Source organism: Streptomyces sp. NPDC048523 (genome assembly GCF_043199815.1).
Taxonomy (GTDB): Bacteria; Actinomycetota; Actinomycetes; order Streptomycetales; family Streptomycetaceae; genus Streptomyces.
Window position 1 is genome coordinate 852380 of record NZ_JBICWQ010000002.1, and the last position, 20006, is coordinate 872385.

Below are 20006 nucleotides of genomic sequence, written 5' to 3' on the forward strand. Positions count from 1 at the left end.
AACGCTAGTTCAACGGAGGGATCGTCATGCTCAACGCACTCGAGGTCGTCACCACCGTCGTCGTCGGCCTGATGGTGGGAGTGGAGTTCTGCGTCGCCTTCATCATGAGCCGGATCCTGGACGCGCTTCCCGAGGACAGCCGCCAGCTCGGGCACGCCCACGGCGGCCGAATGCTCGGCGCCCTGATGCCGTTCTGGTACATCGGCTCGCTCGTCCTCAGCGCGATCTGGGCCATCGCCGGATGGCACCACCACGGTGCGGGACTCGTCGTCACCGCCGCCGGGCTGCTGATCGTCAGCGTGGTCATGTCGATACTGCTGCTCGTCCCGATCAACAACCGGAACAAGACCTGGACCCCCGAGAACCGGCCCGCCGACTGGAAGGAGCAGCTGCACCGCTGGGAGCGCTGGCACTACGTCCGCGTCGCCGTCATCATCGCCGCCTTCACCCTGCTTGTCTCCGCCCTCGTCCGATAGGTCGGTGGGGGGAGCGCGAGAGGGCTTCGGATTCCCGACCCGGAGCCACGCCCCTCGAACAGCCGCGTCCGCGGGGCCTGATCAGGCCCCGTACGACTCCGTCAGACCAGCAAGGCCGGCCGGCCGGCCACGACACCGGCCTCTACGAGCGAGAAACACCGGCTTCTAGAAGCCGAGGAACACCGTCGAACGGCAACGCCGCCCGACTAGCCCCGCCCCCGAGAGCGGGCCGCCCGAGCAATCGCCACCACTGCCTTCTCCAAGGCGTACTCGGGGTCGTCCCCCCCGCCCTTCACCCCGGCGTCCGCCTCGGCCACGGCCCGCAACGCGACAGAGACACCATCCGGCGTCCACCCCCGCATCTGCTGCCGCACCCGATCGATCTTCCACGGCGGCATCCCCAGCTCGCGCGCGAGATCAGCGGGCCGTCCGCCCCGAGCCGACGACAGCTTCCCGATCGCCCGCACGCCCTGCGCCAGCGCACTGGTGATCAGGACCGGCGCGACCCCGGTGGACAACGACCACCGCAACGCCTCCAACGCCTCCGCGGCCCGCCCCTCCACGGCCCTGTCGGCGACGGTGAAGCTGGAAGCCTCGGCCCGCCCGGTGTAGTACCGCCCCACGACGGCCTCGTCGATCGTGCCCTCGACATCGGCGACCAGCTGGGTCACGGCGGACGCCAACTCCCGCAGATCGCTCCCGATCGCATCGACCAGCGCCTGACACGCCTCGGGCGTGGCGGACCGCCCGGTCGCCCGGAACTCCTGTCGCACAAAGGCCAGCCGGTCCGCGGGCTTGGTCATCTTCGGGCAGGCGACCTCTCGCGCCCCCGCCTTCCGCGCGGCATCGAGCAGCGCCTTGCCCTTGGCTCCCCCCGCGTGCAGCAGCACCAGGGTGATCTCCTCGGCGGGCGCCCCGAGATATGCCTTCACGTCCTTGACGGTGTCGGCGGACAGATCCTGCGCATTGCGCACGACCACGACCTTGCGCTCCGCGAACAACGACGGACTGGTCAACTCGGCGAGCGTCCCCGGCTGCAACTGATCCGGAGTCAGATCCCGCACATCCGTATCCGCATCAGCGACCCGGGCAGCGGTGACCACCTCCCGCACAGCCCGGTCGAGCAGCAGCTCCTCCTGCCCCACAGCAAGGGTCACGGAGGCGAGAGGGTCGTCATGAGCAGTCTTCTTGGCCATCGCGTACAGCATGGCACGGGGCACTGACAGCGCCGTAGCTGCGGGCGCCCACGAGGCTGCTCGCGCAGTCCCCACACCCTGGGAGGGGCACCATCACGCCGCCCGGCAACGCCGTCCGCGCAGCCGGACCGGCCGGCTTCGTCCATCCGCCCTCGACGGCCGTTCGCAGGGAAGCCCGGCTATGGCCCCCTCCGAGAGATCGTCCCGCTGCGAAGATGCGGCCCGCGACAGCGGACGAGTGAAACCGACCTCTCGCCGCTCCTTACGCCCCACCCGCCGTGAACGCAGCCCTCAGCCCACCTCAAGCCCCCCCGGGCCGTCCGAGCCCCGGCCTCACGGCTCCTCCCGCCACCCGTCCCACTCCCCCACGAACTCCTCCAGTTCCCCGGGATCCAACCGCCCCGCCGCATCCCGCAGCACCACGAGCCACTGCGCGTCCTCCGCATCGTCCTCCCCCGCCAACGCGTCCCGAACGACCTGCGGCTCCTCATCCACCCCGAACCGTTCCGAGAGAGCCTGGACGACCTCCTCCACGGCATCCCGATCAGGCAGCACCAGCACATGTCTCACATCGCTCACGGGACCATTCTCCAGGCCGGCCCCAGTGCCCGGGCCGCTCATCCCCGCGGCCCGCCCCGCCCCTCCGGCTCGCGTACGGTCGGCACCCGGCCGAGCTCGATACCGAACCTCTCCCGGTACACCCCCAGCACCTCCTCGTCCGTCTCCAACCCCCGTTCCTCCCGCGCCCCGTCGGCGGCCGTCACCTTGAAGACCCGTCCGCTGAGCGTGATCCGCCCGCCGTCCTCCGTGACCCTCGAACACACCAGGGACTGGGTGAAGTGCGAGGCCGACGAGGTGCTGTGCCACCAGGCCCCGGCCGCGAAGTCACCGAGGACCCGGGGCCGCACCTCCAGCCGGTACTGACTCCTGCCGTCCATGACGACATCCAGGTCCGCGGCGTCACCCCCTCCCTTCTTCACCGCGCTTTCCCCGCCGCGCACCCCCGCCGCGTCGGGCCCCGCCTCGACGATCCGGAAGGTGCCCCCGGGATCCTCCTGCTCACCCCGCGCCCCGAACGCCAGCGGATAGTGACTGTGCGCCCCGAACCCCACATCGGCCAGCCACTCACCCCCGTCCACCGTCCGTACCCGCAGCGCGAGATGGTCGTACGGGATCCCGAGCCGCCCCTCCTCCCCGTACACCCGGCCCGCGAGCAGCGTGACGTCGAAGCCGAGCGCGGCCAGCAATGCCCCGAACGCCCCGTTCAGCTCGTAACAGAACCCTCCCCTCCGGGCACCGACCACCTTCTCCACCAGCCCCTCCTCCTCCAGCACGATCTCCTCGCCGAGGTGGACCGACAGGTTCTCGAAGGGCACGGTCTGCAGATGGCGCAGATGCAGCTCGCGCAGGACCTCCACGGTGGGCCACGCCGGATGCTGGACTCCCAGGCGGCGGAGGTATGCGTCAACCTGTGTCGGATTCATGCCCCCAGTCTCGCGCCACCCACAGTCCCCCACCGCCCGCGCCACCACCGGTGCGGCCGCCAGGTCCACCACCACCGTTTCCGTCGCCCGTCCCGGCGACCGCCAGCGACCCGTCCCGGTCCGTCCGCAGCACCACCGCACCCCCGGCCCGCAGCGCGGCGACCGTGGTGGGAGCCGGGTGGCCGTACGTGTTGTCGGCGCCGACGGAGATGAGCGCGACCCGCGGGGCGGCCCGGCGTATCAGCTCCGGGTCCTGGTAGGCCGAACCATGGTGAGCGACCTTGAGAACGTCCACCCCGGCCAGCCGCGAACCCGCAGGCGAGCTCAACAGCTCCTGCTGGGCCGGGGGTTCGAGGTCCCCGAGCAGGAGGAAGCGCAGCCCGCCCGACCGTACGAGCATCGTGACGCTGGCGTCGTTGGGGCCGTCCTCCGCGGCCACCGCCGGATCCGCCGGCGGCCACAGCACCTCCCAGGCCAGGGCTCCCGTGCGCCGTTCCTCCCCGGCTGCCGCACGCGTCACCGGAATTCGCCGGGCCGCCGCTTCCCGGTGAACGGACTCGGCCTGGTCCACCGGCTCCTCCAGCCCGGTCGTCTCGATCGCTCCGACCGACCGCCCCCGCAGCACCCCGGCCAGCCCTGCCACATGGTCGGCGTGGAAGTGGGTCAGGACCACGAGCGGCACCTTGGTGATGCCGAGTGTGCGCAGACAGCCGTCGACGAGTGCCGGATCGGGGCCCGCGTCCACGACCACGCCCGTCCCCTCCCCTGCCGCGAGCACCGTCGCGTCGCCCTGGCCCACGTCGCACATCGCGAACCGCCAGCCCGGTGGCGGCCATCCCGTGATCACCCGGGTCAGCGGCGGCGGCTGCACGACCGCGAGTACGAACACCATCGCGCAGACGGCACACCACCAGGGATGTCGCAGCAACCGCCGCCCGGCGAGCAGCAGGAGCCCGGTGACGAGGGCGAGCAGCCCCGCCCCCGCCCAGCTGCCCGGCCAGTCCACTCCCCCGCCGGGCAACGACGCCCCGGTCCGGGCGACGTCCGCGATCCACCCGGCGGGCCAACTCGCGCACCAGGCAAGCGCCTTGGCCACCGGCATCGCCAGGGGTGCCGTCGCCAGCGCCGCGAAGCCCAGCACCGTGGCCGGGGCGACCGCGAACTCCACGAGCAGATTGCACGGCACCGCCACCAGGCTCACCCGCGCCGACAGCACGGCGACCACCGGCGCACACAGGGCCTGCGCGGCGGCCGCGGCTGCCAACCCCTCCGCCAGCCGCGGCGGCACCCGGCGTCGGCGCAACGCCAGGCTCCAGCGAGGCGCGAGCGTGAGCAGGGCGCCGGTCGCCAGCACGGAGAGCAGGAAGCCGTAGCTGCGCGCCAGCCAAGGGTCGTACAGCACCAGCAGCAGTACGGCCGTCGCCAGCGCCGGGATCAGTGAGCGGCGGCGTCCGGTCGCGAGGGCGAGCAAGGCGACAGCCCCGCAGGCCGCGGCCCGCAGCACGCTCGGGTCCGGCCGGCACACCACGACGAATCCCAGTGTGAGTCCGCCGCCGAGCAGCGCGGTCGTCCGCAGTGACACCCCGAGGCGGGGCGCCAGTCCCCGTCGCTCGACGAGTTGGGCGAGGCCGGGCGGCCCGATGAGCAGGGCGAGCAGGATCGTGAGGTTGCTGCCGGAGACGGCGAGCGTGTGCGCGAGGTCGGTCTCCTTGAATGCCTCGTCCAACTCGGGTGTGATCCGCGCGGTGTCCCCGACGACCAGCCCCGGCAGCAGGGCCCGGGCATCCGCCGGCAACCCGTCGGTGGCTTCCCGCAGCCCCGCCCGCAACCGCCCCGCGAACCGCTGCGTCCCCGACGCCTCCCTGACAACCTCGGGCCCTCCCCGGTCCCGCACCCGTAGTACAGCCGCGACTCGGTCGTCCTCCACCAACGGCGGCGCGGCACGCGCGGTGACCCGCACCCGCGTGGACGGCAACAACCCGAGCCAGGGCGACCGAGCGGGACCTTCGACGGCCGGCGCCGGTCCGGGCGTCGGGCCGGGCGTCGCCCCACCGCTCCCACGGCGACCGGTGGCGACCACCTCCGTGCCCGAGCCGGCTCCCGCACGCGCGTCGACGATCAACAGCACCGGCGCCCGTGTCGCCACCACCCTCCCGTCCTCCGTCTCGACCCGCCGGACGTCGGCGCCGATGACGACGGCGGTGGGGGCCGCGTGGTCCCCGGTGATCCGGGGTCGCGTCAGCCGGGGGTCGGAGGTCACCTGGACCTCGGCGGTCACGGTGGCGTACTGCCGTGCCAGCGCGGGCACCGGTCCCCGCCGCAGATCGGCCCCGTGCAGTCCGGCGGACGCGGCGGCCGCCGCGACACAGAGGAGCACAGCGGCGACCGGCATCCGGCCGCCCCCACCGAGGACCCGCGTTCCGCGCCATCGTCCCGACACCAGCGCGCAGGCGAGGACCAGACAGCCGGCCACCACCCCCGCGATCCACCATGGTGACGCGTCCAGGGTCACGGCGGCCGTGGCCCAGGCCGCGAGCGCCGCGGGTACCAGCCGCAGATCCGTGGGCCCTTCCTGCCGCGGGTGAGCATCCCCGAGCCGCTTCCCCGAGGCGGCGTGCACGGTGGCCCGCGCACGCGCCTCGTCCTCCTGCCTTCGCCGCACCTCCGAGCCGTACCTCATGGCCGTACGAGATTCCGCAGATCGGCGAAGCGGCGGTCGCCGATGCCGTTGACCTCACGCAGTTCGTTCACCGAGCGGAAGCCGCCGTGCTGGGTGCGGTAGTCGACGATGTGCTGGGCGAGCACGGGGCCGACGCCGGGCAGGGTGTCGAGCTGGTCCAGGGTGGCTGTGTTCAAGGAGACGGGAGCGGCCGCCGCACCGGCCGGCACCCCGGCGACGGGACCTCCCATGCCGGGCGCGGGCACGGGAGCTGGTGCGGCCTGGCCCCCGACGACCACCTGCTCGCCGTCCACGAGGAACCGCGCGCGGTTGAGCGTGTCGGTCTTCGTACCCGGCCGCACGCCACCGGCCGCCTTCAGCGCGTCGGCGACCCTCGAACCGGCCGGCAGCCGCTGAATTCCTGGCTCCCGGACCTTTCCACTGACGTCCACGACGATCTCGGCCCCGGCCGGTCCCGTCGCGTTCGAAGTCCCGCCCGAGACAGCCGGCTCGGCCACCTCTCGCCGTCCACCCGCGCCGGACTGCCCGAACGGAGCCGCCGCGCGCACCACTTCGGGCGCCTGGACGGACTGTGCCCGGCCGGTCCAGAAGTGCTGCAGGGCGAACACCGCGGCCACGACGAGCAGTACCGAGAGCGCGACCACGTTCCGCCGCTCCAGCCCGCACCGCGTCTGCAGCCACACGGGCATCCGCTCCCGCAGAGCCGACCCGGCCCGCTCCCGCCAGTCCCCGCCGCCGGAATCGGTACCTCGCCAGGCATCACGCCCGCCATCGGCGTCTCGCCAAGCCTCCTCCCGGGGATCGCCGCCCCGCAGGACCTCGTCCACAGAACCGCGATTCCGCAGAGCCCCCTCCGCAGCACCACTGTCCCGCAGGGCCGTCCCGGCGGAACGACCGTCCCGCAGGCCCGTCCCGGCAGAACGACCATCTCGCAGGCCCGTCCCGGCAGAACGACCGTCCCGCAGGAACCCGGCAGCGGAATCAACGTCAGACCAGCCCCTCTCCGCGGAACCAGGATCAGGCCGGACCCTCTCAGCAGGACCGCCGTCCCACCGCGCCCCCTCCACGAAACCACCGTCCCGCACAGCCCTCTCGGCAGCACCCGCCCCCCACCGGGCCTCCTCCACGAACCCGACCGCACCGCCCGCCGAACCGGCCTCGGCACCATCGACGGCACCGGCAGCCTCCAGACGCTCCGGACCGCCCCCCGCCACCTCACCGTCCCCACCCGGCGGCCCCTTCCCCAAGTCCCCCCGCTCCCGCGCCCGTTCGGCGAAGAGCACCTCCGCCCGTCGCTGGAGTTCCTCCGCCGAATCGGCCTGCCGAGGCCGGACCCGGCCCCGGGTGAGGGGCGGTCGGCGGTGTCGTGAGCGTCCGTCGGAATGGGGGCCACGGCCCGGCCCGCTGGTCGGCGTCGCTGTGCTGGAGCGTGATCGAAGTGCCATGCGCCGAGGATCGGACAGGTCCGCGATCTCGCGATGATCTTGGTCAATTCCCGGGGATTACCCACCGGTTGTGGAAAACTTCGCCACCCTCACGAGTGATTCCGGCACCTCGGGCGGTACCGTCACCGGGGCGAGACCACGACCCCCAGCAGCCCGGGCCCCGTGTGCGCCCCGATCACCGCCCCGACCTCACTCACATGCAGGTCGGCAAGTCCCGTCACCCGCACGCGCAGACGGTCCGCGAGGGCGGCCGCCCGGTCGGGGGCGGACAGATGATGGACCGCGATGTCGACCGGCGCGCTGCCGGCCCGCTCGGCCGCGATCTCCTCCAGGCGGGCGATGGCCTTGGACGCCGTCCGCACCTTCTCCAGCGGCTCGATCCGACCGCCGACGAGCTTCAGCAGCGGCTTGACGGCGAGCGCGGAACCGAGGAGGGCCTGCGCGGCCCCGATCCGGCCGCCGCGGCGCAGATAGTCGAGGGTGTCGACGTAGAAGTAGGCGGACGTGCCCGCGGCCCGCTTCTCCGCGGCAGTGACCGCCTCGTCCACCGTGCCGCCCGACTCCGCGGTCTCGGCGGCGGCGAGCGCGCAGAACCCGAGAGCCATGGCGATCATGCCGGTGTCGACCACGCGCACCGGCACCGGCGACTCACGCGCCGCCATGACGGCGGCGTCGTAGGTGCCGGAGAGCTCGGCGGACAGGTGCAACGACACGATGCCGGTCGCGCCGGACTCGGCGACCTTGCGGTAGTGCTCCGCGAAGGTCTGGGGGCTGGGTCGCGAGGTGGTGACGGGGCGTCGCTTCTGGAGCGCCTGGGCCAGCGACCGGGCCGTGATCTCGGTGCCCTCCTCCAGCGCGCGGTCACCGAGGACCACGGTCAGGGGTACCGCTGTGATGCCGTGCCGCTCCATCGTCCCCTGCGGCAGGTAGGCCGTTGAATCCGTGACGATCGCGACATGGCGGGACATGAGCTGGAGGTTACCTGCCGTAGCGTCCGGGTGGCAGCCCGGCCCCTGTCACCCGGGGCCGCCGTGTCGGGATCAAGTCGTGCTCTCAGGACGGGGTTTCTTCTGCCAGGGATAGGTGGTTCGAGGGCCCGGCGGAGTGATCGCGGGCCGCGTCGGCTCCTCGGCGGTGCGGGAGCGGGACGTCTCGGGCCAGGTCTGCTGTCCGGGGCCGGCGTCGGCGGCGGGCGCCTCGGGCCACGGGGGCGGTGTCGCGGCGGGCTCGGTCTTCGTCCAGTGCCGCAGGGCGCCGGACTCGACGTCGATCTGCGCGCTCAGTGTGTCCAGGTCGTCGCCGGCGAAGCGGTGGGCGCGGTCGCGTGCCGCCCAGCGCAGGGAGTCCGCCGACTGTGTGATGCGCTCGGTGCGCTCCCGCAGGCCCGGCAGACGCTCGGCCAGCGTTGCCCGGTCGGGCTCGGACTCCAGGCGCTTGAGTTCGCCGTCCAGCTCGTGGCCGTGCGCGCTGAGCCGCTGGAAGAGGCCGAGGGACTCCTTGAGGGATGCGTCCTCGGCCACGCCCGCGTGCAGCGCGTCCTGGGTGGCCCGCATCGAGGTGCGCAGCTTCAGCCGCAGCTGGGCCAGTTCGCCCGCCGGGCCGAGCTGGGCGAAAGACTTGGCGCGCAGGGTGTGGTCCTTGACCGTGCGCCGGGCCTGGGTGATGGTGCGGTCCACACCGCGCTTGGCGGCCCCGACCACCTTCACCGTCGCGTAGGCGCCGAGGGCCACGAAGAGCACGAAAAGCAGGGCCACGACCGCGATCACTGCTTCCACGAAAACTCCTCCTCCGCCCCGACACGGCACTCGCCGCTCTTCAAAGGTAAACGCGACGGGCAGGTCCGGAGTTCCGGAAGAACCCCGAACCTGCCCGCACGCGACCCTTAGGGGGCCTTACGCCGGAACGATGTTCACCAGCTTCGGCGCCCGCACGATCACCTTGCGGATGCCCGCCCCGTCCAGCGCCGCCACGACCTTCTCGTCGGCCAGCGCGACCTTCTCCAGCTCGTCGTCGGAGATGGCCGGCGAGACCTCCAGGCGGGCCTTGACCTTGCCCTTGACCTGGACCACGCAGGTCACGGTCTCGTCCACGACGTACTGCGGGTCGGCGACCGGGAAGTCCTGGTGGACGACCGAGTCGGTGTGGCCCAGCTTGCGCCACAGCTCCTCGGCGATGTGCGGGGCCAGCGGCGTGATCAGCAGCACCAGCGCCTCGGCGACCGGTCGCGCGACCGGGCCGCCCGCCTTGGTCAGGTGGTTGTTCAGCTCCGTGACCTTGGCGATGGCGGTGTTGAAGCGCAGCCCCTCCAGGTCGTGGCGCACCCCGTCGATCGCCTTGTGCAGGGCACGCAGGGTGGCCTCGTCGGGCTCGGCGTCGACGACGGTCACCTCTCCGGTGGCCTCGTCGATGATGTTGCGCCACAGGCGCTGCAGCAGGCGGTACTGGCCGACCACCGCGCGCGTGTCCCACGGGCGCGAGACGTCCAGCGGGCCCATCGCCATCTCGTACAGGCGCAGGGTGTCGGCGCCGTACTCCTCGCAGATCGCCTCCGGGGTGACGGCGTTCTTCAGGGACTTGCCCATCTTGCCCAGTTCGCGCTTGACCTGCTCGCCTGCGTAGAAGAACTGGCCGTCGCGCTCCTCGACCTCGGTGGCCGGCACCGGGAAGCCCCGGCTGTCGCGGTAGACGAAGGCCTGGATCATGCCCTGGTTGTACAGCTTGTGGAACGGCTCGGGCGACGAGATGTGTCCCAGGTCGAACAGGACCTTGGACCAGAAGCGCGCGTACAGCAGGTGCAGCACGGCGTGCTCGGCGCCGCCGACGTACAGGTCGACACCGCCGTGCGGCTGTCCCGCGCGCGGACCCATCCAGTACTGCTCGATCTCGGGGTCGACCAGCTGCTCGCTGTTGTGCGGGTCCAGGTAGCGCAGTTCGTACCAGCAGGAACCGGCCCAGTTGGGCATGGTGTTGGTCTCGCGGCGGTACGGGCGGGGCCCGCGTCCGTCGCCCAGGTCCAGGGTGACGTCGACCCAGTCCTGGTTGCGGGACAGCGGGGTCTCCGGGGAGGTGTCCGCGTCGTCCGGGTCGAAGGTGCGGGGCGAGTAGTCCTCGACCTCGGGCAGCTCCAGCGGCAGCATCGACTCGGGCAGCGAGTGGGCGATGCCCTCCTCGTCGTAGACGATCGGGAAGGGCTCGCCCCAGTAGCGCTGGCGGCTGAACAGCCAGTCGCGCAGCCGGAAGTTGACGGTGCCCTCGCCGATGCCCTTGTGCTGCAGCCACTCGGTGATGCGCGCCTTGGCCTCGGTCACGTCCAGGCCGTCCAGGGAGACGTCCTCGCCGTGCGAGTTGACGATCCTGGCGTCGTACGAGGCGAAGGCGTCGTCCCACGTCGAGGTGTCCGTGCTCCGGCCGTCGCTCGGCTCGACCACGCAGCGGATCGGCAGCTCGAAGGCGCGCGCGAAGGCGAAGTCACGCGTGTCGTGCGCCGGCACGGCCATGATCGCGCCGGTGCCGTAGCCCATCAGGACGTAGTCGGCGATGAAGACGGGGATCTGCTCGCCGTTGACCGGGTTGGTCGCGTACACGCCGGTGAAGACGCCGGTCTTGTCCTTGGCCTCGGCCTGCCGCTCGACGTCCGACTTGGAGGCGGCCTGCGCGCGGTAGGCGGCGACCGCCTCGGCGGGGGTGGCGTGTCCGCCGGTCCACACGTCGTGCGTGCCCTCGGGCCATTCCTGCGGTGTGAACTTGTCGACCAGCGGGTGTTCGGGAGCCAGCACCATGTAGGTCGCGCCGAACAGCGTGTCCTGGCGCGTGGTGAAGACGGTGATCGCCTCGCCGTCGACGGGGAAGTCGACGCGGGCGCCCTCGGAGCGGCCGATCCAGTTGCGCTGCTGCAGCTTGATGGCCTCGGGCCAGTCCAGCTCGTTCAGGTCGTCCAGCAGACGGTCGGCGTACGCGGTGATCCGCATGTTCCACTGGCGCAGCTTGGCCTTGAAGACCGGGAAGTTGCCGCGCTCGGAGCGGCCGTCGGCGGTGACCTCCTCGTTGGCCAGCACGGTGCCCAGGCCCGGGCACCAGTTGACGGGCGCGTCGGAGGCGTACGCCAGGCGGTACTCGCCCAGGACGTCGGCACGCTCGGCCGCGGACAGGGCGTCCCAGGAACGGCCACCGGGTACCGCGCGCTCACCGGACTCGAAGGCGGCGACCAGCTCGGAGATCGGGCGGGCCTTCTTCGCCTCGTCGTCGTACCAGGAGTTGAAGATCTGCAGGAAGATCCACTGGGTCCACTTGTAGTAGTCCGGGTCGATCGTGGCGAACGACCGGCGCTTGTCGTGGCCCAGGCCCAGCCGGCGCAGCTGGGACTTCATGTTGTTGATGGCGGCCTCGGTGGTGACCCGGGGGTGCTCGCCGGTCTGTACGGCGTGCTGCTCGGCGGGCAGGCCGAAGGCGTCGAAGCCCAGGGTGTGCAGGACGTTGTGGCCGGTCATCCGCTGGAAGCGGGCGAAGACGTCGGTGGCGATGTAGCCCAGCGGGTGGCCGACGTGCAGACCGGCACCGGAGGGGTACGGGAACATGTCCATGATGTACTTCTTGGGCCGCGCGACCAGCTCGGGGTCGCCCGCCAGGTCACCCTTGGGGTTCGGCGCCGCGTAGGTGCCGTCGGCGTCCCAGAAGTCCTGCCAGCGTGCCTCGATCTCGGCCGCGACGGCGGCCGTGTAGCGGTGCGGCGCGGCCACCTCGGCGGGGGCAGCGGGGTTCGTCTCGCTCATGGTCCTCAAAGCTCCATCGATCGTCTCTGCCAGCGGCTGTGTCGTCCGGAAACGAAAAATCCCCTCGCACAGGAGGGGACGCCGCGCCGATTCCGACCACGTCTTCACCGGTGGTCGGGACTGATCAGCGCGGCTCGCTAAGCAGAAGGCGTACGGCACGCATGGCGTCAGAGTACCGCAGCCGTTGAGCAAGCCGCGACGAGCTTACGTATGCCTCTTTGGCACCGGGTGCCGCACTCGCCGCCGCAGTCGAGAGCACCGTCCGATCCGACAGGAACTGAACCAAGGTCAATGCTTACTTCGCGTAACAGCTACTAAGGGGCATCGCACCAGCCCCACGGCCGTTTGATAACAACGCAATAACTCAAACGCCGTACCCATCGGTATGGCGCCACTTAGAGTGCGGCAGCGGGACCGCCTTCCCGAACCGCTCGGAGTTGCCCCCATGAACCCTCGTAGTAGCAACAACACGCTCCCCAGGACCGGCCGGTCGGCCTACGGGGTGGCGACGGCCGTCTTTCTGCTGACCATTCCTCTGGTCGTGGTGTACGGAGGTGTCTGGCTCCAGGACTTCCTCAACTTCGGAGCGGGCGTGGTGACGCTTGTCCTCCTCACCTGTTCCGTGATCTGGGGGCTGGTCGCACAGGACCGATTGGTCCTCAACACCCGGCAGCGGATCGTGGCCCAGGGTGTGCACCGGATCACCGCCGTCGGCTCGATCGCCTTCCTTCTGCTGCACATCGGGATCAAACTCACCCTTGAGCACACGACGTGGATCGCCGCGTTCATCCCGTTCGGGCTGGGCTTCAGCAGCAGCGGAGGCCTCATAGGTCTCGGCACCCTGGCCGGCCAGCTCATGATCTTCGTCGGCATCACCGGCGCCCTGCGCAACCGGTTCGCGTCCCCGGCCCCGGTCGCGGCCCGCTGGCGGGCGATGCACATGCTGGCCTACCCGGCCTGGTGCGCCGGCCTGATCCACGGCCTGTACGCGGGCCGCGCGGTGAAGGCCCCGATCTTCACCTACATGTACGCGCTCTGCGTGCTCGGCGTCATCGCGGCCCTCGCCCTGCGCGCGGCTCCGCGCCCGTTCAAGCGCAAGGTCACCGACCGGGTCGCCATGCTCCTCGGCGCCGAGGAGCGGCCGGGCCGCGAGGAGCTGGAGGCCAGCCGGGCCAGGAGGGCCGCGGAGAGCGCCGGACCGGGCCGCGAGGGCCGCCGCAGGGCACCGGAGTCCGCCGGCCGGCGCTCGGAGTCCTCCCTGCCCGGCTACGAGGGCCTGACGCAGACCGGCTCCATACCCGCCTACCAGGCCCCGCCGGCCCCGGAACCGGCGGGCAGCGGGTTCGCCGCCGCCTACCGCGCCATGTCGCCGGGCGCACAGCAGGGCTACGACACCGGCCAGACCGCGCGCATGGACATGCCGATGGACATGCAGGCCGCCACCGACCCCATCGCGCGCGTGGACGGCGGCGGCAGCACCTCCGGCAGCTGGCCGATCCCGTCCCCGCCGCCGGTCGGCGAGGCGCCCGCCTCGGTCTACGACCCACTCCAGGACACGGGGTACAACATCCCGACCTATGGCGGTAATTCGGGCACGGCCAGCTATCTCACAAGTGATGTACGCGACACAGGTGAGACGAACACCCTGTACGGCACGTACAACCCGAATGACACGTACAACACCGGTCCCGCCGCTGAACCAACGCCCGGTCAGTCGTACGACTTCGACTCACCGGGGCCGGGCGAACCTTGGAACACGCCTTCCGGAGGCTATAGGTGAACGAGGCCCTGCCCGACGTACCAGAAGTCCGCGTGGTCGGTCTTCCCCAGCTCACGTCGGGCTTCGACCTTGTCGAACGACTTGACCTGCCCATGCACCTGAAGGTGCATGGGCCGCTCGAACCCATGGGCGGCGAGCAACTCGCGAAGCTCTCCGAAGCCATCAACCTGAAGGGGCGCGGCGGTGCCGGCTTCCCCTTCCACAAGAAGCTGCGCTCGGTCGCCGAAGCGGCGATCAAGCGCGGCGTCCGGCCGGTCGTCGTCGTCAACGGCAGCGAGGACGAACCCGCCTGCCGCAAGGACACGGTCCTCATCAACCGTGCCCCTCACCTCATCCTGGACGGCGCCCTCCTGGCCGCCGAGGCCCTGGGTGCCCGCACCCTCGTGATCGGGGTCACCCGGGAGTCCACGCAGCGTTCCATGGAGGCCGCCCTCGCCGAGCGCGGCCTCAGCAACGGCCGCAGATCGGCGCTACGCGCACGCGTGCAGCGCAATCCCGTCCGCATGGTCACCGGAGCGGCGGCGTCGCTGATCCGCTCCATCGACGGCGGCCCGGCCATCCCGCCCGGCCGCAAGGTCAGCGCCTCGCAGAACGGCGTCGGCGGCGCACCCACGCTCCTGTCCAACGCAGAGACCTTCGCGCAGCTGGCGATCGCCGCGCGCATCGGTCCGGAGCGCTACGGCAACACCGGGCTGTACGACGAGCCGGGCACCGTCCTGCTCACGGTCTCCGGCGCCGTCGCGCGCCCCATGGTGATCGAGGTCCCGACCGGCGTACCCCTGCGCTACGTCCTGCAGTTGGCCGGCGCCCCGCCGGTCCCGCAGGGTGTACTGACGGGCGGCTACCACGGCAAGTGGATCGACGCGGCCACGGTCAACGAGGCGATCGTCTCCCGCAACTCCCTGGACGCCGTGGGCGGCGCGCTCGGCGCCGGCGCGATCCTGCCGATCACTCAGGAGACCTGCCCGCTGGGCGAGTCGCTGCGGGTGGCGCAGTGGCTGGCCGAGGAGAGCGCGGGCCAGTGCGGCCCCTGCTACCTCGGTCTGCCGGCCGCCGCGCGCGGCATGGAGGACATCCTCAACGGCGGCGGTCCCGCCGCCCTGGAGGCGCTCAAGCAGGTCGCCAAGAACGTGAAGCGGCGCGGCGCGTGCTCGCACCCGGACGGCTCCGCGATGTTCCTGGAGTCGACCATCAAGGCGTTCACGGACGACCTGGCCGCCCATGTCCTCGGCAATGGCTGCGGACGGCCCGTGGAGGGCGTTCTGCCGCTCTTCGAGGGCGGGAAGATGCCCACGGGCATCGCGGGCGGCGGCGAGTCCGAGGAGACCGGTCCCAGCCGTCAGAAGATCTACGTCGACTGGACGCTGTGCCGGGGCCACGGCCTGTGCGCCGACATCCTCCCCGAGGTGTTCGAGCTCGGCGCCGACGGTTTCCCGACCGTCGCCCAGGCTCAGGTGCCGCGCTACGCCGAGGCCAAGGCTCTACGCGCGGTGCGTCGCTGCCCGGCGCTCGCCCTGCGCCTGGAGGACGAGAGCCCGCGCGACAAGGGCCCCACCCGCAACCTGCCGGTGCTGTCCCAGGGTCGCGGGAGGCGTGCGCTGGGCCGCTGAGCCGACGTCACGAAGGGGGCCGACCGGAATCCGGGCGGCCCCCTTCGTCGTATGCGGACAACTCCCCCTGGAAACGCAGCAATCCCGCCGGATCAAATGATCTGGCGGGATCTTTGTGTGGAGCTAAGGAGATTTGAACTCCTGACCCCCTGCATGCCATGCAGGTGCTCTACCAACTGAGCTATAGCCCCGTGCTGCGCTCCGCCCGGCTTCCCTGGCGGCGACGCCAACATTACACGGTCCACCGGGGGGAACACCAAATCGTTTCCCTGCGGGCAGCAGGGACGACGTCAAGCGGTCACGAACGAGTAGAACCGCTTCAGTGTGCAGTGTTCTTCGAGGAGACGGCCGTAGATCGGCTCACCCTCGAGTTCGCGGTACGTCTCGATGGGGTCGCCTTTTATGATCAGCGCCCGCGCGCACTCCTCGCACCAGTACTGGTAGTCGGGATTGACCGGCTCCATGTCCCGTACGATCGGCGTCCCGCTGCCGCACCAGTCGCACTTTCGCCTGTGTGCACCCATCGTTCAGCTCCAGCTGTGGCCGCAGGCCGTGCACACGTAGGAGATTCCGCCGTTGTCGCCGAGTACTTGGGCCACGTGGACAGAACCGCAGGAAGGGCAGATGAGGCGGACCGTCGTGTCCTTCGTCGACGCCGCTTCGCGGAGGTGGCCGCCCTCCACGAGGATGCTCGCAGGCATCACTACTCCCTCCCGTCGGGCCGCGCCCCCTTCCGGCCGTTTGATTCTGCCACGGCCGGACCAATACGGTCAGCGACGCCTGAGTACCAGTCCGGACACGGCGCCCACCGCGGCGGTCCCGGCCAGCGCGAACATGCACGCCCACAGCGCCTCCGCAGAGGTATACGCCTCGGAGGGGCCGAGTGACTCAAGCCGGTTCAAGAACAGTGTGCCGAACCCCGCGACGCCGATCAGCTGGCCGAGTTGGGTGACCGTGGCGAGCAGGCCGCTGGCGTCCGCCGCGTGCCGGGGCTCCACCGTGGCCAGGGCCCCGGTGAGCGTGGGGCTGAAGGCGAGCGCGAGCCCGACGCCCACGCCGGCGTACGCGGCGTACAGCGCGACACCGCCGTCGCCGCCGCCCTTCAGCGCCAGGCCCACGCCCAGCGCGGACAGGGCGGTGATCAGGAACCCGGCGGGCGTCAGCAGCCGCTGCCAGGACGCGGGCCAGTGGCGCCAGGTCAGTCCGACGATGCCGAAGACCGCCGCGGTCGGCGCGAAGGAGAGTCCGGCCCGCAGCGGGCTGTAGCCGAGGCCGCCCTGCACGTACAGGGTGAGCACGAAGAGGAAGCCGCCGTTGACGGCCATGACCGCCATGATCCGGAAGACGGCGAGCCCCATGCCGGGATGGCGCAGGACGCTCGGCGTGATCAGCGGGGCACCGCCGCGCCCGGCCAGCCGGGACTCGTAGCCGCAGAAGACGGCGAACAGGATCGCGGCGGCGGCCAGGGAGAACCAGGACCACAGCGGCCAGTCCTCCTCCTGCCCGAGCACCAGCGGCACCGTGCACAGCGACACGGCCGCGCCGAGCAGCACCAGGCCGGGCAGGTCGAGGCCGCGCGCCCGGTCCCGTGGTGTCGGACGGTCCCCGGGCAGCAGGACCCGCGCGCCCACGGCCAGCAGGACGAGGCCGACGGGGACGTTCACGAGGAACACCGGCCGCCAGCTCGTGCCGAACAGGTCGGCGCTGACCAGGACTCCGCCGACGACCTGGCCGGCGGCGGCGCCGACCGCGAGGACCGCCGAGTACGCGCCGAGCGCCTTCATCCGGGCCTCGCCGGTGAAGTTGCGCTGGATCAGGCTGAGCACCTGCGGGATCATCACCGCCGATCCGGCGCCCTGCACCAGCCGGAAGACGATCAACTCGGTGGCGCCCTGGGCCAGCCCGCAGGCGAGTGACGCCGTCGTGAACAGGGCGAGCCCGACGAGGTGGACCCGGCCGTGGCCGAACCGCTCGCCGAGCCGGGCGCCGGTGATCAGCAGCACGGAGTACGTGATGGCGTACCCGGCGACGACCAGCTGGAGTTGGGCGCCCGAGGCGTGCAGTTCCGTGCCGATCGTGGGGGCCGCGACGTTCACGATGAACACGTCGAGCAGCGCCATGAACTGGGCGGCGAGGACGAGCGCGAGCAGCGGCCGGGGCCGGTTGTCAGTGGCGGGTGCTTCACTTCTGGCAGGTGGGGAAACGGACGCGGGATTCGGTCCCGTCCGGGGCGTTGTCGTCATGCCGCTGAGCATGAGGACATCCCGGTACGGGTGCCGAGAGCCCGCCGATGCTGGTACTGCCAGCACCTGGCAAGCGCCGGGCGCGGCACCGAGGATGGTCGTGACGAGGGGGACGTGACGATGAGGACGACACAGCGACGACGGCCCGAGCTGGCCTCGTTCCTGCGCAGCAGGCGGGCCCGGGTGACCCCGGCGGACGTGGGCATGCCGCCGGGTCTCAGGCGCCGCACCCCGGGCCTGCGCCGCGAGGAGGTCGCCCAGCTCTCCGGTGTGGGTGTGACCTGGTACACGTGGCTGGAGCAGGGCCGGCCGATCAACGCGTCCGCGCAGGTCCTGGACGCCGTGGCCCGTACGCTGCGGCTCGACCCGCCGGAGCGGGAGCATCTGTACCGCCTGGCACAGGTGCCGTTCGCCCCGGACCCGGAGGGTCTGACGCGGTCGGCGGGCCCGGAGGTGCAGGGCATCATCGACGCCCTCGACCCGCTCCCGGCGGTCGTCTACAACTCGCGCTACGACATCCTGGCCACGAACACGGGCTACCGCGACCTGTTCCTGATACCGGAGATCATCGGCCTCGGGAGGGCGAACGCGCTGTGGACACTGTTCACGGTGTCCGACGAGGCCTGCCCCCTGTTGCACCGGGAACGCGAGCTGCCGGTGATGGTGGCGACGCTGCGGTCCTCGTACGGCAGACATGTGGGCGAGCCGGCCTGGGAGGAGTTCATTCGCGGACTGTCGGCGGCCAGCCCGTACTTCGCCGAACTCTGGGCGAGCGGCCAGGTGGTGCCGCCGGGGCCCCGGGTGAAGACCTTCCGCCATCGGGCCGTGGGCGAACTGCGGATGACCTCCCAGTCGCTGTCGATCGACGGGATGCCCGAGTGCCGGATCGTGGTCTACACACCGGAGGACGAGGAGACACGGGAGAAGGCGGCGCGACTGCGAAAGCGCACGGAACAGGAGCACACAGCACAGGAGCACACAGAAAATCCCGCCTCCTGACGGAGACGGGACCCTGATGATCACCGATCTTTGACAACTCAACAGAGTGTCGATCTGTGGAGCTAAGGAGAATTGAACTCCTGACCTCCTGCATGCCATGCAGGCGCTCTACCAACTGAGCTATAGCCCCTTGTGTTCTTCCCGCTCGGCGGGCGAACAAGAAGAACTTTAGCCTGCGACCTGCCGGAAAGTGAAATCCGGTCCGGAGCCCTCAGTCGTCGTCGCCGAGCACCGGCTCGGGGAGGGTTCCGGCGTTGTGCTCCAGGAGGCGCCAGCCTCGGGCGCCCTGGCCGAGGACGGACCAGCAGCAGTTGGAGAGGCCGCCGAGGCTCTCCCAGTGCCGGGAGTCCAGCCCGAGGAGCCGGCCGATGGTGGTGCGGATCGTGCCGCCGTGGCTGACCACGACGAGCGTGCCGTCCTCGGGGAGCTTCTCGGCGTGCCGGAGCACGACGGGGGCGGCGCGGTCGGCCACCTCGGTCTCCAGTTCCCCGCCACCGCGGCGGACCGGCTCACCGCGCTTCCACGCGGCGTACTCATCGCCGTGCCGGGCGATGATCTCCTCGTGCGTCAGCCCCTGCCAGACACCCGCGTAGGTCTCCCGCAGGCCCTCGTCGTGGGTCACGTCCAGGCCGGTGAGCGCGGCGAGCTCGGCGGCGGTGTTCGCGGCCCGCTGGAGGTCGGAGGCGACGATCGCGTCGGGCTCGAGGGAGGCCAGCAGCCGGGCGGCACGACGGGCCTGGCCGACACCGATCTCGGTGAGCTCGACGTCGGTGGTGCCCTGGAAGCGACGCTCCACGTTCCAGGAGGTCTGGCCGTGCCGCCACAGGATGACGCGGCGGCCCCGGCCTTTGCGGTCGGCGGGAGCGGTCACCGCGGCTCCCCGTACTCGGCGTCGTCCTCCTCGGTCCGCAGCGCGGCGTGCTCCTGCGCCTTGCCACGGGTCGCCTTGGCGTCGGCGGGCAGCTCCAGCTCGGGGCAGTCCTTCCACAGCCGCTCCAGGGCGTAGAAGACCCGCTCCTCGCTGTGCTGGACATGGACGACGATGTCCACGTAGTCGAGCAAGACCCAGCGGGCCTCGCGGTCGCCCTCGCGGCGCACCGGCTTGGCGCCGAGCTCCTTCGAGAGCCGCTCCTCGATCTCGTCGACGATGGACTTGACCTGGCGGTCGTTGGGTGCGGACGCCAGCAGGAAGGCGTCGGTGATCGAGAGGACGTCGCTGACGTCGTACGCGATCACGTCATGGGCGAGCTTGTCGGCGGCCGCCTGCGCGGCGGTGTGGACGAGCTCGAGGGAACGGTCAGTGGCGGTCACTACAAGGCTTTCG

General features: G+C 71.4%; 17 protein-coding genes and 2 tRNA genes. 4 read left to right on the plus strand and 15 right to left on the minus strand.

Annotated elements, in window-relative coordinates; all coding sequences use genetic code 11:
- Nucleotides 1-26 precede the first annotated feature (26 nt).
- On the plus strand, nucleotides 27-476 hold the full coding sequence (locus ACGFWE_RS12810) for a DUF1772 domain-containing protein (RefSeq protein ID WP_352383858.1): 450 nt from the start codon (nucleotides 27-29) through the stop codon (nucleotides 474-476).
- Between the two features lie 206 nt (nucleotides 477-682).
- On the opposite strand, the gene holA is transcribed toward ACGFWE_RS12810, so the two are convergent.
- The 8 genes from holA to leuS all read right to left on the minus strand — a co-directional run bounded on the left by holA (nucleotide 683) and on the right by leuS (nucleotide 12050).
- Nucleotides 683-1672 (minus strand): DNA polymerase III subunit delta, encoded by a 990-nt coding sequence (gene holA / locus ACGFWE_RS12815; protein ID WP_352383860.1) that lies wholly within the window; start codon nucleotides 1670-1672, stop codon nucleotides 683-685.
- Nucleotides 1673-2005: 333 nt separating this feature from the next.
- Entirely contained in the window at nucleotides 2006-2251 is a 246-nt protein-coding gene (locus tag ACGFWE_RS12820) for a hypothetical protein (RefSeq protein ID WP_393599790.1), read from the minus strand.
- A 38-nt stretch (nucleotides 2252-2289) separates the two neighbouring features.
- Nucleotides 2290-3156, minus strand: a complete 867-nt coding sequence (locus ACGFWE_RS12825) for an arylamine N-acetyltransferase (protein WP_352383864.1) — start codon at nucleotides 3154-3156, stop codon at nucleotides 2290-2292.
- Nucleotides 3137-5836, minus strand: coding sequence for a ComEC/Rec2 family competence protein (locus tag ACGFWE_RS12830; RefSeq protein ID WP_393599792.1), 2700 nt, complete (start codon nucleotides 5834-5836; stop codon nucleotides 3137-3139). Before ACGFWE_RS12830 ends, ACGFWE_RS12825 begins: the two co-directional genes overlap by 20 nt.
- Complete coding sequence (locus tag ACGFWE_RS12835) at nucleotides 5833-6921, minus strand: helix-hairpin-helix domain-containing protein (protein ID WP_393600204.1); 1089 nt, start codon at nucleotides 6919-6921, stop codon at nucleotides 5833-5835. The genes ACGFWE_RS12830 and ACGFWE_RS12835 overlap by 4 nt, the downstream gene beginning before the upstream one ends.
- A gap of 482 nt (nucleotides 6922-7403) precedes the next feature.
- Complete coding sequence (locus tag ACGFWE_RS12840; protein ID WP_352383867.1) at nucleotides 7404-8249, minus strand: DegV family protein; 846 nt, start codon at nucleotides 8247-8249, stop codon at nucleotides 7404-7406.
- Between the two features lie 72 nt (nucleotides 8250-8321).
- Entirely contained in the window at nucleotides 8322-9056 is a 735-nt protein-coding gene (locus tag ACGFWE_RS12845; protein ID WP_393599794.1) for a hypothetical protein, read from the minus strand.
- Between the two features lie 117 nt (nucleotides 9057-9173).
- Nucleotides 9174-12050, minus strand: a complete 2877-nt coding sequence (gene leuS, locus ACGFWE_RS12850) for a leucine--tRNA ligase (protein WP_352383871.1) — start codon at nucleotides 12048-12050, stop codon at nucleotides 9174-9176.
- Nucleotides 12051-12495: 445 nt separating this feature from the next.
- Between leuS and ACGFWE_RS12855 the strand changes: the two genes are divergently transcribed.
- The gene (locus tag ACGFWE_RS12855; protein ID WP_393599796.1) at nucleotides 12496-13830 is read left to right on the plus strand and encodes a cytochrome b/b6 domain-containing protein; all 1335 of its coding nucleotides are present in this window, start codon (nucleotides 12496-12498) and stop codon (nucleotides 13828-13830) included.
- The gene (locus ACGFWE_RS12860) at nucleotides 13827-15440 is read left to right on the plus strand and encodes an NADH-ubiquinone oxidoreductase-F iron-sulfur binding region domain-containing protein (RefSeq protein ID WP_352383875.1); all 1614 of its coding nucleotides are present in this window, start codon (nucleotides 13827-13829) and stop codon (nucleotides 15438-15440) included. The genes ACGFWE_RS12855 and ACGFWE_RS12860 overlap by 4 nt, the downstream gene beginning before the upstream one ends.
- 118 nt (nucleotides 15441-15558) lie before the next feature.
- On the opposite strand, the gene ACGFWE_RS12865 is transcribed toward ACGFWE_RS12860, so the two are convergent.
- The 4 genes from ACGFWE_RS12865 to ACGFWE_RS12880 all read right to left on the minus strand — a co-directional run bounded on the left by ACGFWE_RS12865 (nucleotide 15559) and on the right by ACGFWE_RS12880 (nucleotide 17683).
- Nucleotides 15559-15631 (minus strand) — tRNA-Ala (locus ACGFWE_RS12865).
- A gap of 99 nt (nucleotides 15632-15730) precedes the next feature.
- Nucleotides 15731-15964 (minus strand): hypothetical protein, encoded by a 234-nt coding sequence (locus ACGFWE_RS12870; protein WP_003976229.1) that lies wholly within the window; start codon nucleotides 15962-15964, stop codon nucleotides 15731-15733.
- 3 nt (nucleotides 15965-15967) lie between these two features.
- Nucleotides 15968-16141 (minus strand): hypothetical protein, encoded by a 174-nt coding sequence (locus ACGFWE_RS12875; RefSeq protein ID WP_352383877.1) that lies wholly within the window; start codon nucleotides 16139-16141, stop codon nucleotides 15968-15970.
- Between the two features lie 69 nt (nucleotides 16142-16210).
- Nucleotides 16211-17683 (minus strand): MFS transporter, encoded by a 1473-nt coding sequence (locus ACGFWE_RS12880; protein ID WP_393599799.1) that lies wholly within the window; start codon nucleotides 17681-17683, stop codon nucleotides 16211-16213.
- Nucleotides 17684-17803: 120 nt separating this feature from the next.
- On the opposite strand from ACGFWE_RS12880, the gene ACGFWE_RS12885 reads away from it, so the two are divergent.
- Nucleotides 17804-18682, plus strand: coding sequence for a helix-turn-helix transcriptional regulator (locus ACGFWE_RS12885; RefSeq protein ID WP_393599801.1), 879 nt, complete (start codon nucleotides 17804-17806; stop codon nucleotides 18680-18682).
- A gap of 57 nt (nucleotides 18683-18739) precedes the next feature.
- On the opposite strand, the gene ACGFWE_RS12890 is transcribed toward ACGFWE_RS12885, so the two are convergent.
- The 3 genes from ACGFWE_RS12890 to rsfS all read right to left on the minus strand — a co-directional run bounded on the left by ACGFWE_RS12890 (nucleotide 18740) and on the right by rsfS (nucleotide 19993).
- Nucleotides 18740-18812 (minus strand) — tRNA-Ala (locus ACGFWE_RS12890).
- Between the two features lie 81 nt (nucleotides 18813-18893).
- Nucleotides 18894-19553: a histidine phosphatase family protein gene (locus ACGFWE_RS12895; RefSeq protein ID WP_393599803.1), complete on the minus strand. Its 660-nt coding sequence runs from the start codon at nucleotides 19551-19553 to the stop codon at nucleotides 18894-18896.
- On the minus strand, nucleotides 19550-19993 hold the full coding sequence (rsfS, locus tag ACGFWE_RS12900; RefSeq protein WP_352383883.1) for a ribosome silencing factor: 444 nt from the start codon (nucleotides 19991-19993) through the stop codon (nucleotides 19550-19552). Before rsfS ends, ACGFWE_RS12895 begins: the two co-directional genes overlap by 4 nt.
- Between the last annotated feature and the right edge of the window lie 13 nt (nucleotides 19994-20006).

Coding starts and splice junctions, on each gene's coding strand:
- ACGFWE_RS12810 (WP_352383858.1), top strand. CDS start 27: ATGCTCAACGCACTCGAGGTCGTCACCACCGTCGTCGTCGGCCTGATG.
- ACGFWE_RS12875 (WP_352383877.1), bottom strand. CDS start 16,141: ATGCCTGCGAGCATCCTCGTGGAGGGCGGCCACCTCCGCGAAGCGGCG.
- holA (WP_352383860.1), bottom strand. CDS start 1,672: ATGGCCAAGAAGACTGCTCATGACGACCCTCTCGCCTCCGTGACCCTT.
- ACGFWE_RS12885 (WP_393599801.1), top strand. CDS start 17,804: ATGAGGACGACACAGCGACGACGGCCCGAGCTGGCCTCGTTCCTGCGC.
- ACGFWE_RS12830 (WP_393599792.1), bottom strand. CDS start 5,836: ATGAGGTACGGCTCGGAGGTGCGGCGAAGGCAGGAGGACGAGGCGCGT.
- ACGFWE_RS12855 (WP_393599796.1), top strand. CDS start 12,496: ATGAACCCTCGTAGTAGCAACAACACGCTCCCCAGGACCGGCCGGTCG.
- ACGFWE_RS12870 (WP_003976229.1), bottom strand. CDS start 15,964: ATGGGTGCACACAGGCGAAAGTGCGACTGGTGCGGCAGCGGGACGCCG.
- leuS (WP_352383871.1), bottom strand. CDS start 12,050: ATGAGCGAGACGAACCCCGCTGCCCCCGCCGAGGTGGCCGCGCCGCAC.
- ACGFWE_RS12840 (WP_352383867.1), bottom strand. CDS start 8,249: ATGTCCCGCCATGTCGCGATCGTCACGGATTCAACGGCCTACCTGCCG.
- ACGFWE_RS12880 (WP_393599799.1), bottom strand. CDS start 17,683: ATGACGACAACGCCCCGGACGGGACCGAATCCCGCGTCCGTTTCCCCA.
- ACGFWE_RS12825 (WP_352383864.1), bottom strand. CDS start 3,156: ATGAATCCGACACAGGTTGACGCATACCTCCGCCGCCTGGGAGTCCAG.